The organism is Sphingobacterium sp. UBA3519, assembly GCF_002377215.1.
Classification (GTDB): domain Bacteria; phylum Bacteroidota; class Bacteroidia; order Sphingobacteriales; family Sphingobacteriaceae; genus Sphingobacterium; species Sphingobacterium multivorum.
Map to the genome: position 1 here is coordinate 86,088 of NZ_DFPI01000037.1, position 11,403 is coordinate 97,490.

Here is an 11,403-nt window from a genome sequence, read left to right on the forward strand (position 1 = left end):
GTTTTAACATTTTGACTCATAGTTCTTTATGGGTATAAAGAAAGGGGGTGCTTTCTATTAAGTGTCCCCTTAAGTGGAGCTGGAGAGATTCGAACAGGTTAGGGGCACTATACCAAAAAGGACCATATTGATGAGACAATATATAAATCATTTTTGCTCTGATTGCGACTTCTATCTTTTCGAGTTCAGCGGTTACCAGCTTACGCAGTCCTCTATCAAAACAATACATGTTAAATGTGGATACGCGAAACGGTCTTGCGGCACATCCCAAGTTCCCTTGAGATCTCCCGCAAAGATTTGCCGTGTTCCAAAAGTGTTTTTATCGTATTGTACATAGCCACTTTATACATAACGCTGAGAGTTTATTATACTCTCAACAAGTAAAACCTTAATTGTTTAAGGTGGTGGCATTTTAATGCGAATTGCTGGGGGTATCTATATGCGAATTAACAATTGAGACCTCGGACTGTCTTTTTTGTCTTGCCATTTCGACGATTGCTATTGCCCGAAGCTTTCTCTTCGTTCAAGTGGTTTTCCAGTTCTCCATCCATCATTGATTCCAACAGATGCTTCATTAACGGCGCTAGGACGCCATCATTGGGAGACAAACTTTTACCTTCGTAAAGACCTTGCATGGCTTCTGCCTTGAAGCGTTCAAAGTCGAATGGGTCTTTTTCTTTCATGACCGTGTCGTTTGAATAATTGAATATACATAATCTTATTGAATTATTCCTCTGACACAGTTCATGTTACAGTCTCCATTTCTATAATTAATACACTTTGTGGTACGATGCTGTTACCTCTTTTGTTTTTTCATTTCTTCTATCTCTCGCTTTAGCTGGTCTCGATCTTCTTTCTTGTAAAATTCTAACTCCGTTGCAGAATAATCGTACTTGAATAATCTCGCTTTTATTCTGGTATTATTGACAAAAATACCAAAGTCTATGTTTGCTATAGTGAGAAAACCAGCACTATTTCCATCAATTTCGATACTTCCAAATTTTGTGAGTTTTGCCAGTCTTGTACTGAATGATCCATCTGTGTCTGAAGATACTTTTTTGAGCGTATTTCCTTCCGAGTCTAAAAATCGTATCTCTGCATTGGGTACCTTCCTTTTTTTCTTAGCTTCAGTGATAATGCCTGAAATCGTCACAGAATCTTCCGAATCGTTCTCGTCTAAATAGCTTGAAGATTCGTACCCGCCCAATACTTTATTGTTTATTGTTTTAGGTCTGATGACAGAACATGATGAGAAACAAAAGATCAAAAAAAAGACTAAAATTTTAATAGCCCAGATCAACTTATAACACCTATCTATGTTTTCTATTTGCTTTTTCAACTTCTTTCCTCAACTTTTTCTGGTCCTTTTTTGAACCTATTTCATTAATATACATGGGCTGCCTTGGTAATTTTATGTCTAAGGCGTAGGTTTTAAAATTTGTCGCAATGTAAACATGTTCGATAGTCATCCCCGTTCCAAATGTATCTACAATAATTTTTCCATGGAGCAATCCCTCGGATGGGATCGTTAGCGAAAATTCTCCATTTTTATCGGTGATGGCTGTACCAATTGTATCACTCTCTGAACTAAGAAAGAAAACTCTAGCAGAAGGAACATTTTCATTATTATGGCACATTCTCACTTTGCCTTTTATTAAAGGCGATATCTCATCATCTGTATAACCTTTACCTCGTTGGCTATAGCTGCTGCAGTTGTTTTGGTCTATATCAACCCAGTCGTTATAATTCTTCTTTGTGGAACAGCTAAAGAGTGTTAGCAAAAGAAGAAGTTTAAAACCACAAAGGTTTAACTTTATGCGTAATGCCATTATAAATTTGGACCTTTTTTATATTTCAAATAATAAACAAAAATTCTTTATATGAATAGATTCCGTTGTAAACAAGATGAAATTTTTAGCACCATCAAAAGCTTTTTTTTAACTTGCTTGTACCTACCTCTAAAATCTAACTCATTTCAATATTAATAATTTTTCTGAGTTGATTCTCATTTATATCTATTTATTATTTTGATTCTTGATTTCTTTAATCTCTTTTTTCGAAAGGGGTACTGTGCTTTTCATAACTCCATTTATAATAAACAGTTTCACAGCTATTTCTATTTGTGAATAAAATCGACCCATATCAACTTTTGCGATTTCAAGTTCACCTAATGAATTTCCATCGGATCCATTTATATTAATATTCCCGACAGTAGGTTCAGTTTTTATGGTAAACTTAAATCTTCCTTTACTATCAGCTGTTTTTTTAGCAATTAATTTATTATTTGTATCCCGAATTTCAATTTCTGCATTTGGTACTATTTTATTACTTCCTCCCATGCGCACCTCTCCCTGAAGTGATATTATTCCTTCAAGATCTTTATCATCTTTTAAATATTTTATATTTACAATCGAAAACCCTGTGCTGTTAGATGGCTTGCCGCCCAATGCAAATCCGAAACAAATAGGCGCAAAACTGAACGAGATTGCGAACAAAGCCCGCACGGCAGGCGACTATCGTGAAATAGGCAACCTCTACGGTTTCAATTATTGGTTAAAACAGAACTTCCAAAGGATAATTCAACACTCGAAAGGGTCAATAGATTTTTTATAACTGGCGAGGGCAATATCAAGTACACCTACAATAACGGTCTGATGGCAAAAGACCCCGAAACCGCCGCAATGAATTTTTTAAGGGCTTTGGAAAAACTGCCGGGCTTTGTGAAGCAGGAGCAGGAGAAAATCGCTGAAATACCAAAAGACCTACCGATACTTCAGGAAGTGGTTAACGGTACTTGGGCTAAGGAAAGTCGATTGAGTGATCTTAAAACGGAACTGGCTGCCGTAGAAAGAAAGATACAGCTATCTATTACGCCGGAAACCAAACAAGATGCTTCGGAGCAGGCAGAAAAGCAGAATGAAGCCCCAAAGGTGCAGGAAAGCATTATACGGACAAAAGGCGTTCATTCACCTCGTGGCGTATTATAATAGTCGTTACTTTTCGTCCTTTTCGTCCATTTTTTTTTATTAGGGCTTCACACAGGCTGTCAAGGAATTTGGTTCGGTTTATCTTACGGGCTTTCAGTTCCATAAACGTATGGTAAAAATCGCCCAATTCAATATTAAAGGCATCTTCAAATGCTTTAGCAATCAATTTTATATCTGTATTCCCATTGTTAAATACACCGTGGGAGTACAGTGCATATATGAGTTCAGTCAGTGCCGTTTTGCTTGCCGTCCATTTCAATGAATTGTCCGAACCCCTTTTCACATTGATGTTATTGAGCCTGTCTTCCAAATAAACTTGTATCAGGTCATTGGCAATAATCTTGGCAACCTTATAATCGTGTGAAGTAGAAAAACGATGGTCTGCTTCAAAATAAAATGTGTCTAACCACAGCCTTATATCGTGCTTGCCACGCACAAAGAATTTTTCGTCAACGAAAGAATTATTGCTGCGGTAATACTTGTAAAAATCAAGGTTGTTTTCAAAGAACCTTTTTAGCTTTTTCAGTTCTTTGGTAAAATATTTCTTGGTACGCTTGTTCCCGTAGGGTCTTCTTGTTTCGATTTTATAGATGGCATTGTAGTAGATGAGCTTTGAAACAATAACAGGTTTCTGATACTTGAAAAAATGGATTTCTTCTTCCATATTCTTAAAGTCATTTTTCAGTACAAAGTCCTTTAAGTCGGCAAGGCTTTGTATGATATGGTGTATAACGGCTTCAATTCTTTTTATGGGGCAGTCGGTTTCAATCTCCAGTTCCTGGATTGCAGTTTCCAATTTAAGATATGTTTCATTGTAAAATTTATCCATTCGCTTCATTTTGATGTAATATATTATTGGTTAATACAGAAAAGCTAACACTGTTCGTATTAGCTTATGATGCAATTACTGCTTAAAAAAATTCAACCTCTACCGTATTGATGATGGAACGATAGATAGATTTTTGTTGCATACTTTAAAGGGTTGTAGTATGATGCAGGTTAGTCTTTGCGAATTACACCTGCATCACCTCCTTTTTTTTACCGATATTTTTTTACGGTTATGCAGTTTACAACCCTTAGTTATTTAATTTTAATAAGTCAATGCCAGCCCCACACCAAAGCCCATATCGCTATCATAGTGGGTACGTATACCTATATTCTTATTAATGATATACCTAAGTTCTCCCATATACTCTAAGTCGGTATTCACCATAAAACCACCTCTTAGTCTTTTTGAAATTGGTATATCTTCACGCATTAACTGCAATCTCACAATTCCATCATGATATACTTCTGCCTGAAAATTGACCAGCATAGGTAACGTATACATAAACCCTAAACTGAACGCCCTGCGGGTGTCTTTCTTGTTGGTTTGTCCAAATATGTTCTTTTCGTGTTCATCTTCTCCCATTTTACGGTAGCGGTAATCAAAACCTACAAAGGGCATGAACCATTGCATCTTTCCAATGTATCTACCTAAATGGGTTTCTACTTCATAACCGTGCATACTATTATAGCCTAAACGCCATTCTGTTCCTAATTGGTAGCGTGCATTCATTAGCATAGCTTCTCCATCATTACCATTGGTTGCAAAATCGTTTTGTGCCATAAAATGAGGCATATTACTTTCTCTTTGCAATTCTTTATAGGCTTTTGCCTTGTCGGGTAGATAGGGGTTATTGTAGTCTCCAACTTCAAAGACCCTGTTCATTCCCGCCATCATGTGATATAATATATGGCAATGAAAGAACCAATCACCTTCCTCATTTGCTAAAAACTCAATGGTATCTGTTTCCATAGGCATGATATCCAACACATTTTTAAGCGGCGATTTTTCGCCTTTTCCGTTTATCACCCTGAAATCAAATCCGTGAAGATGCATTGGATGCCGCATCATTGAATTATTATAAATGGTAATCCGTAGAATTTCTCCTTTTTTTACAGGTATTTTGTCAGTTTCCGAAAGTATTTTATTATCCATGCTCCATACATAGCGGTTCATGTTGCCAGTAAGTGTGAATTTCAACTCTTTTACAGGCGCATCATTTGGAAGAGAGGTGTTATAAGGTGATTGCAACATAGCATAATTTAATGTTTTGATGTCTCCCAAGGCATTAGCGTTGTAACGGTTAGCGTCGTTATCCATATCCATACCCTCATGCTTACTGTGGTCTGCTTTTTTTGTTGCATCTCCGGTAATTTCGGGATACATCACTACATTCATGTCCATTTGGTTAAGGCTCATCTTCATGCCCATATCGTCCAAATCGCCATTCATTTTCATCATATCGTTCATCATCTTCATCCCCTCGAAATACTTCAATCGTGGGAGTGGAGAAATAAGCTGTTTGACCCCATCACCTATAAAGTAACTCGCAGATTGTGTCCTGTCTTCGGTTGTTGCTAAGAACTCGTAAGCCAAACCATCTTGAGGGATAGTCACTACAATATCGTAAGTTTCAGAAACGGCAATGATTAACCTGTCCACCTCTACAGGCTCAACATCATTCCCATCATTCGCTACTACTGTAATTTTTCCTCCAGCATACCGTAGCCAGAAATATGAAGACGCCCCTCCATTGGAAACACGCAATCTGACTTTGTCGCCTGCTTTTAGCTTTTTACCATCAATTGTTTTCAAATCGGTGCTATGGCTAGCATTTATTAGGATTTTATCATAGTAAATGTCACTGACATCCATCGCCAGCATCCGCTTCCACTCGTTTTTTACCTTTACCCCTAATTTTCCCTCCTTAATAGCTTCAACATATGATTGTGTTGCGCCTTTCTTAATGGCCGCCCAATCATTTGCATTGTGTAGCATACGGTTGATATTATCGGGGTTAAGATTTGTCCACTCACTTAATATAATTGGAACGGTCGGCAAATCGTCAATTCCTTTTCTGAATGTCTTATCATCGCTTCTTTTCTTCATGATAAAACTTCCGTACATGCCAATCTGCTCCTGCAATCCTGAGTGGGAATGGTACCAGTGCGTACCATGCTGGATAATCGGAAAACGGTAGGTGTAGGTTGTGCCCGGTGCGATGGGTTTTTGTGTAAGCCAGGGCACACCGTCTTCTTTATTGGGCAGGAACACACCATGCCAGTGAAGTGATGTGCTTTCTTTCAATTGGTTGTGCACCACTATTTCGGCAGTGTCGCCCTCGGTAAAGGTAAGGGTGGGCATGGGGATTTGCCCGTTTACGGCAATTGCCCTTTTTTGCTTACCTGCATAGTTTACAAGCGTATCTTTTACATACAGCTCGTAATGCACCACTCTCTGTGCAAACAGCGTTTGCGTGCAAAGCAGTATCAGCACTGTTTGCAAAATTCTTATAGGTATTTTATTATATCTGTTCATGATTTGAAAAATTTTATTTAATGCTGTCTTCCATTGTGCTAAACCACGCTATCAAAACCTGCTTATCCTCCGGTGACAATACTGCATTGCGATGAATTAGTGTGTATGATGACAATGGCATTTCCCCGTCCTTAACCTGCCCGGCCATAGCCCTGAACTTGTTTCGCTGCCTGCGGACAGAATAGTCGCCAAATTCGCTAAAGTTGAGTTCCTCTTTCCCCTTTTTTATATGCTCTGCCATGTACCATGCGCCGGGCTGGATACGGCTGTACCACGGATAATGGGTATTGTTGCTATGGCAGTCATAACAGGACTGAACAAGGATAGCCTTTACATTTTGGGGTACGGCGTACACCCTTTCGATATGGGTGGCTGGCACTTCAACCGCCTGGTTCCGTAAGGGCTGAAAGAACTGTATGGCAATCAGGACGACAGCCAGCCCCAATATGATTTTCTTCTTTATGGTCATAATTATTTTATTGTGGCTTCATCTTTTTGTGTCTACTGTTTTTTCACATACTTGGCATAATTCTCCTTGTTTTCAAAATAAGAAACTTCACCGTTATTTCCTGTCACAGCAATCACCGCATTAGCTTTGTCTACCTGCTTATGGGAATAGGGGTCTATCGCCATCCGCACGGTCGCATCTTTTGGAATACGTTCCTTACACATTTCGCAACATCCGTAATAGGTTTTACCATCAAATTTTACTTCAAACTGCTTTTTGCCGATATAGGCATCGTTGACCATGCAGACTTCATCCGATGGAACCAATTCACCTATTTGGGTAGTATGTCCGTTGCTTTCCGGAGTTGCCTGCGAATGCTGCTGTTCCGCTTCATCCTTATTTGACCCCGCCTGACCGCAAGCGGTGAATAGCAGGGTTAATAAGGAAATAAAGCCAATTATTATTTTGTTCATGTCCAAACTTGTTTTTTTAAATTTTATTATTTACTTTCTTCAAACTCTTTTAGCTTGCGCTTCATTAGTTCAATTTCTTCCGCTTGGGTTTTAAGTATATTTTTTTGCAGCTCTATCAGTTCCGGGTCGGTCAGGTGTGCCTTTTCGGACATCAATATGGCTGCTGCGTGATGGGGTATCATACCCTTTGCAAACTGCTTGTCCCCGACATTGATTTGTTCCCTGATACCAAACCATGAAAAGATGCCAACAGCAACCGAGATGATGGCTATCGCCCAATTCATCTTCCTGTTGGGGTACATTACTTTCATTATCGCTAATTCGATAAGCAGCATTGCCGAGGTCATCAGCAGGGTCATGTACAAATTGTTGATATTGGGTATCAGGTTCTGCCACCCGTCAATCATGGCGTACATGATAAAATACATCACTGCGAACATTGCGACAGCCATCACCGCAAAGCGTTTGTACATGGCCGAAGCATGTTTTGTATTGTGCGTGCCATGCTCCGAGGAATGACCCGCATGGTGACTGTTTTGCATATTTTCCATAACCCTGAATTTTATTTGCTGTTAATTGTTTTTTCCACCTTACCGCAGGTCAGCATTTTAGAACCGTAGTAAGGGTTTTTGATTTCCTTGTTTTCGCTGAACCAAACAGCACCCTTACCGTCATTGAACATCGGGCAATGGTCCTGATACAATGTTTGCGATGTACCGAACAAATCAATCAGGTCTTTCAAATCTTCGCCAAGCGAGGCCAAATGTTCCCGCTGGTGGTGGATGTTGCCGACATTTTCCCCGATATGTTCTGCATGTTCTTTAGCATCGTCCGCTATGTCCATGTACTTTTTGTGCTTATCGGCAGGAACGGCTTTCATGTCCACTTTATTCAGGGTAGCTAACAGCTTTTTCCCTGAACTGGCGGCAGCTTTGTCATCGTCCGAAACAAGGACGTTCTTTAAGGACAGATAATCGGTAACTATGGGCGCAATAGAAAAGTTTTTTGCTTCTTCTTTTCCTGTTGCTTTTGCTTCCTGACCGCTCGGAGTTTCACTCACAACGGGCGCAGCTACCGTATCATCCTCTTTTGGTTGGGAAGCTGACTGTTCTTGTGATACAACAGCAGTATCACTTGAAGACTGCTCGTTTTTGTTGGATGCCTGATTGCATGATACTGTTACAAATGCCATGATAACAGCAATGATTGATAATGTTAGATTTTTCATTTTTATTTATTTTTTGATTTTTAAAAAACTTGCGTTAATAGCCACTACAATGGTGCTTACACTCATCAGCACAGCACCCATAGCGGGACTTAAAACAAAATTCGGATAGAGTACGCCTGCCGCAAGCGGTATTGCCACCACGTTGTAGCCAACCGCCCATATCAGGTTCTGTACCATCTTTTTGTAGGTAAGTTTGCCGAAGTCAATCAGTTTGACCACATCCCTCGGGTCGCTGTCTACCAATATGATATCCGCTGTTTCGGCAGCCACGTCCGTACCGGAACCCACGGCAATGCCCACATCTGCCTGTGCCAGTGCAGGTGCATCATTTACACCATCACCAGTCATTGCTACGATTTCGCCTTTTGCCTGAAACTCCTTTACTTTCTCCTGCTTGTTGTGCGGAAGCACATTAGCCAAATACCCGTCCATACCCAATTTTCCGGCTACGGCAGCAGCAATCCTGTCGTTGTCCCCGGTGAGCAGAAAGGACTTGATGCCCATTTTTTTGAGTTCCTCAATCGCCTGTGCCGAACCCTCACGGATGCTGTCTGCCAAAGTAATGATGCCGATTACCCGGTCATCAATGAGGACAAAGTTGACCGTTTCGGCCTCTTGATTGATTTCGTTTGGAATTTCAGGCAGGGAAAGGTGGTTTTCGGTGAAATAATTCGGGCCGCCAGCTACGACATTTTTCCCGTTCACAACACCTTTAACACCTATGCCCTGCATATAGCTGAAGTTTTCAGACTTCCATAAGGCAAGGCTCTTTTCTTTCAATGTAGCCATAATGCCTTTGGCGATATGGTGTTCCGAATTTTGCTGTACTGCGGCAGCATACTGGATAACCTCATCGGCATTATATTCGTCTGTTAACGGTATAACCTTTTCTACGGCATGGGAACCTTTGGTGAGCGTTCCGGTCTTATCAAAAATGACAGTGGAAAGTTTTCGGGTGGTTTCAAATGCTGTGCGGTTGCGGATGAGCAGACCATTGGTCGCCGATAGCGTTGTGGAAATGGCGACCACCAACGGGATAGCCACGCCCAATGCGTGCGGGCAGGCCGTTACCATTACCGTCACCATTCTTTCAAGCGCAAAGGCAATATCTCCACTGCTTGCATACCAATAGGCAAATGTGCCTATGCCAACGGCAATGGCAATAAAGGTGAGCCATTTGGCAACTTTGTCCGCAAGGTTTTGCGTATTGGACTTAGTAGCTTGTGCCTCCTGCACAAGATTGATAACCCTGTTCAGGTAGCTGTCTTTTCCAACGGCTGTTACCTTAACTTTCAGCGCACCATCGCCATTGATAGAGCCTGCGATGACCTTTCCGTCCTTTTCCTTTTTCACGGGAATACTTTCTCCGGTAAGCATGCTCTCGTTGATATACGAAAGCCCCTCCAGTACCAATCCATCGGCTGGAATTTTTTCACCCGGTTTTATGATAGCCGTTTCACCGCTTTGCAGGTCTTCAAGCTTTATTTTTACCGCTTCTCCGTTTCGCTCCACCGTGACATCGTTAGGCAGCAAAGCAACCAATGATTGCAAAGCCCGTGAAGCAGCCATTTGGGAACGCATTTCCAGCCAATGCCCTAACAGCATGATGTCGATAAGCGTAGCCAGTTCCCAAAAGAAGTCCATGCCCTGTAAGCCAAATACAACGGCTACGGAATAGACATAGGCTACGGATATAGCGATAGCAACAAGTGTCATCATCCCTATGGCTTTGGCGTTCACCTCGCCAATCATTCCCTTTAGGAACGGCAAGCCTCCATAGCTATAAATCACTGTACCCAATGCCAGCAGCACATATTTATCTCCATTGAAAGCAAGGCTGAAACCCAACCATTGCTGTATCATGTGTGACAGGAGCAGGATAGGGATTGTAATGACGAGGCTTATCCAAAAACGAGCGAGAAAATCGCCTGTATGATGCCCCTCATGTTTGTTAAAGCTATCTCTGGCTTGGTTATGATGAGAATGCCCGGAATGCCCATGTCCTGATTTTTGTACATGAGAAACTGAGCTACCGCCAACGGGAACCAGTGCCATGCCACAAAGCGGGCATTTGCCTGGTTCGTCTTTTAGCACCTGCGGGTGCATGGGACACGTGTATTTTTTCATAATAAGGGGTTTTAAAAGTTATGTTGCACTTAATTTTTTTGCCATCTCATGGGTCATTTCTTCGGCATAAGCACCATAGGCATCCACAAGTACGCCTTTATTCTTACCATCATTGGACGATATGGCATAAATCACGGCATTGTTATCAGGACTGCTGTCGAGGCTTTCAAACCTATGGGTTTCCGTAACCGTAAAATCCTCCGGTTTTAGTTTCAGGCTCCTTGACGCACAGTACAGGCAGTCCGGCAACAGACTAAAGTCCATACTGTATCCACGCTGTCTTAGGTCTTTAAGCGCCTGCACCATGTCATTGTACTGTACCATAGCTTTCAGACCTGTTATTTAATGGTTTCGACCGTACTGCCGCAGGTAAGCATCTGTGAGCCGTAATATGGGTTTTTAACAGCATTCTCTTTACTTAGCCAATTGGCTCCCTTACCTCCATTGTACATAGGGCAGTGCTGGTAATAAACGGGAGTATCCTGTTTAGACACTTTGGCCAGTGTGTAGATGCTTCCCGAAAGTGCCGCAAAAGCACTTCTTTGTTTTGCAACATCTTTTGATTTTGAAATGCTTTCCGCATTGGCCGTCAAGTCCTGCATCACTTTCATCCAAGCCGTATGTTCCTCTGCCGATAGCTTATTCATATCGACTGCTTTAAGGGATGCAGCCAATTCAGCGGCTTTGGCAGATGCGGTCGCCGCATCGGTTTTTATCAAAGCATCTTTCACTGAAAAGTAGTTGTCAAATACAGCCTTTAGCTGTGATTGGTTTTG

14 protein-coding genes and 2 pseudogenes are annotated in these 11,403 nt (G+C 41.2%); 1 reads left to right on the forward strand and 15 read right to left on the reverse strand.

What is annotated here, in order from left to right; all coding sequences use genetic code 11:
• Window positions 1–16: 16 nt before the first annotated feature.
• The 6 genes and pseudogenes from B3297_RS23160 to B3297_RS23180 form a co-directional block, all read right to left on the reverse strand.
• On the reverse strand, window positions 17–229 hold the full coding sequence (locus B3297_RS23160; protein WP_088162435.1) for an Abi family protein: 213 nt from the start codon (window positions 227–229) through the stop codon (window positions 17–19).
• A 1-nt stretch (window position 230) separates the two neighbouring features.
• On the reverse strand, window positions 231–350 hold the full coding sequence (locus B3297_RS24940; protein WP_115050229.1) for a helix-turn-helix domain-containing protein: 120 nt from the start codon (window positions 348–350) through the stop codon (window positions 231–233).
• 102 nt (window positions 351–452) lie between these two features.
• Window positions 453–683, reverse strand: a pseudogene (locus B3297_RS23165) (IS256 family transposase); the annotation flags it as partial.
• Window positions 684–796: 113 nt separating this feature from the next.
• Window positions 797–1,207 (reverse strand): carboxypeptidase regulatory-like domain-containing protein, encoded by a 411-nt coding sequence (locus B3297_RS23170; RefSeq protein WP_139145005.1) that lies wholly within the window; start codon window positions 1,205–1,207, stop codon window positions 797–799.
• A 103-nt stretch (window positions 1,208–1,310) separates the two neighbouring features.
• Window positions 1,311–1,829: a hypothetical protein gene (locus tag B3297_RS23175; protein WP_070566717.1), complete on the reverse strand. Its 519-nt coding sequence runs from the start codon at window positions 1,827–1,829 to the stop codon at window positions 1,311–1,313.
• A gap of 186 nt (window positions 1,830–2,015) precedes the next feature.
• Window positions 2,016–2,447 (reverse strand): hypothetical protein, encoded by a 432-nt coding sequence (locus B3297_RS23180; protein ID WP_139145004.1) that lies wholly within the window; start codon window positions 2,445–2,447, stop codon window positions 2,016–2,018.
• 102 nt (window positions 2,448–2,549) lie between these two features.
• On the opposite strand from B3297_RS23180, the gene B3297_RS23185 reads away from it, so the two are divergent.
• The gene (locus tag B3297_RS23185) at window positions 2,550–2,987 is read left to right on the forward strand and encodes a hypothetical protein (RefSeq protein WP_286726937.1); all 438 of its coding nucleotides are present in this window, start codon (window positions 2,550–2,552) and stop codon (window positions 2,985–2,987) included.
• A 6-nt stretch (window positions 2,988–2,993) separates the two neighbouring features.
• Here the strand turns inward: B3297_RS23185 and B3297_RS23190 are convergent.
• The 9 genes and pseudogenes from B3297_RS23190 to B3297_RS23230 form a co-directional block, all read right to left on the reverse strand.
• Window positions 2,994–3,816, reverse strand: a pseudogene (locus tag B3297_RS23190) (RteC domain-containing protein).
• A 261-nt stretch (window positions 3,817–4,077) separates the two neighbouring features.
• Window positions 4,078–6,351, reverse strand: coding sequence for a multicopper oxidase family protein (locus tag B3297_RS23195; protein WP_115050235.1), 2,274 nt, complete (start codon window positions 6,349–6,351; stop codon window positions 4,078–4,080).
• A 13-nt stretch (window positions 6,352–6,364) separates the two neighbouring features.
• Window positions 6,365–6,820 carry a heme-binding domain-containing protein gene (locus B3297_RS23200; protein ID WP_070566710.1) on the reverse strand — a complete coding sequence of 152 codons (456 nt, stop codon included), beginning with the start codon at window positions 6,818–6,820 and terminating at the stop codon, window positions 6,365–6,367.
• Window positions 6,821–6,852: 32 nt separating this feature from the next.
• Window positions 6,853–7,272: a hypothetical protein gene (locus B3297_RS23205; RefSeq protein WP_070566707.1), complete on the reverse strand. Its 420-nt coding sequence runs from the start codon at window positions 7,270–7,272 to the stop codon at window positions 6,853–6,855.
• Window positions 7,273–7,298: 26 nt separating this feature from the next.
• Window positions 7,299–7,823 (reverse strand): DUF305 domain-containing protein, encoded by a 525-nt coding sequence (locus B3297_RS23210; RefSeq protein ID WP_002993268.1) that lies wholly within the window; start codon window positions 7,821–7,823, stop codon window positions 7,299–7,301.
• Between the two features lie 11 nt (window positions 7,824–7,834).
• The gene (locus B3297_RS23215) at window positions 7,835–8,500 is read right to left on the reverse strand and encodes a DUF3347 domain-containing protein (protein ID WP_286779555.1); all 666 of its coding nucleotides are present in this window, start codon (window positions 8,498–8,500) and stop codon (window positions 7,835–7,837) included.
• A 6-nt stretch (window positions 8,501–8,506) separates the two neighbouring features.
• Entirely contained in the window at window positions 8,507–10,627 is a 2,121-nt protein-coding gene (locus B3297_RS23220; protein WP_034735068.1) for a heavy metal translocating P-type ATPase, read from the reverse strand.
• Window positions 10,628–10,645: 18 nt separating this feature from the next.
• Window positions 10,646–10,951 (reverse strand): hypothetical protein, encoded by a 306-nt coding sequence (locus B3297_RS23225; RefSeq protein WP_002981094.1) that lies wholly within the window; start codon window positions 10,949–10,951, stop codon window positions 10,646–10,648.
• 14 nt (window positions 10,952–10,965) lie between these two features.
• A partial coding sequence (locus tag B3297_RS23230; protein ID WP_286779556.1) for a DUF3347 domain-containing protein occupies window positions 10,966–11,403 on the reverse strand: 438 nt, incomplete at its 5' end.

Excerpts from the sequence above, each read along its gene's own strand:
- B3297_RS23160 (WP_088162435.1), bottom strand. The coding sequence starts at position 229 with ATGTATTGTTTTGATAGAGGACTGCGTAAGCTGGTAACCGCTGAACTC.
- B3297_RS24940 (WP_115050229.1), bottom strand. The coding sequence starts at position 350 with ATGTATAAAGTGGCTATGTACAATACGATAAAAACACTTTTGGAACAC.
- B3297_RS23175 (WP_070566717.1), bottom strand. The coding sequence starts at position 1,829 with ATGGCATTACGCATAAAGTTAAACCTTTGTGGTTTTAAACTTCTTCTT.
- B3297_RS23195 (WP_115050235.1), bottom strand. The coding sequence starts at position 6,351 with ATGAACAGATATAATAAAATACCTATAAGAATTTTGCAAACAGTGCTG.
- B3297_RS23200 (WP_070566710.1), bottom strand. The coding sequence starts at position 6,820 with ATGACCATAAAGAAGAAAATCATATTGGGGCTGGCTGTCGTCCTGATT.
- B3297_RS23205 (WP_070566707.1), bottom strand. The coding sequence starts at position 7,272 with ATGAACAAAATAATAATTGGCTTTATTTCCTTATTAACCCTGCTATTC.
- B3297_RS23210 (WP_002993268.1), bottom strand. The coding sequence starts at position 7,823 with ATGGAAAATATGCAAAACAGTCACCATGCGGGTCATTCCTCGGAGCAT.
- B3297_RS23215 (WP_286779555.1), bottom strand. The coding sequence starts at position 8,500 with ATGAAAAATCTAACATTATCAATCATTGCTGTTATCATGGCATTTGTA.
- B3297_RS23220 (WP_034735068.1), bottom strand. The coding sequence starts at position 10,627 with ATGAAAAAATACACGTGTCCCATGCACCCGCAGGTGCTAAAAGACGAA.
- B3297_RS23225 (WP_002981094.1), bottom strand. The coding sequence starts at position 10,951 with ATGGTACAGTACAATGACATGGTGCAGGCGCTTAAAGACCTAAGACAG.